The organism is Vibrio sp. 811, from assembly GCF_033339195.1.
Genome location: NZ_JAWOUB010000984.1, coordinates 1 through 510, shown reverse-complemented (window position 1 = coordinate 510; position 510 = coordinate 1). Strand labels below are relative to the sequence as shown.

Genomic DNA, 510 nt, shown 5'->3' with positions numbered 1-510 from the left:
AATGATTAATCACGAGTTAAGAACGCCACTTAATGGCGTACTCGGCAGCGCAGAGCTGTTAAGCAAAACTCAGTTGGGAGAAGATCAACGGCAATATCTCGGTAATTTGATTCAGTCGGGCGATTTACTTCGCGTCATCATCAACGACTTGCTCGATTTCAGCAAGATGAATGCTGGCATGATGGAAATTATCGACAAGGTTTTTGCGTGGGATGATCTCGAAAAAGCCATTACGGGCGTATTTGCTGCGAAAGCGGCAGAGAAGCGCATTCATTTTTCTATCGACAAGAAGTTAGGCATTCCGGAGTTTCTGATTGGCGATTTAGAACGAATCACCCAAATCTTAGTTAATTTGATTGGGAACGCGATCAAATTTACCCATTTGGGCGGCGTGGTCTTGCGAGTCGAGTGGGTAAACGGCACTGCGTTTTTTGAGGTGGAAGATACCGGGATTGGGATACCGTTAGCGGCGCAAAGTTCGTTGTTTGACCCTTTTGTACAAGTTGACCG

1 protein-coding gene is annotated in these 510 nt (G+C 45.9%); it reads left to right on the top strand.

All coding sequences use genetic code 11. The features are described 5' to 3' along the window. Positions 1 to 510 (top strand): sensor histidine kinase (locus R7Q46_RS30490; protein ID WP_318078757.1); only part of this gene is annotated, 510 nt, incomplete at both ends.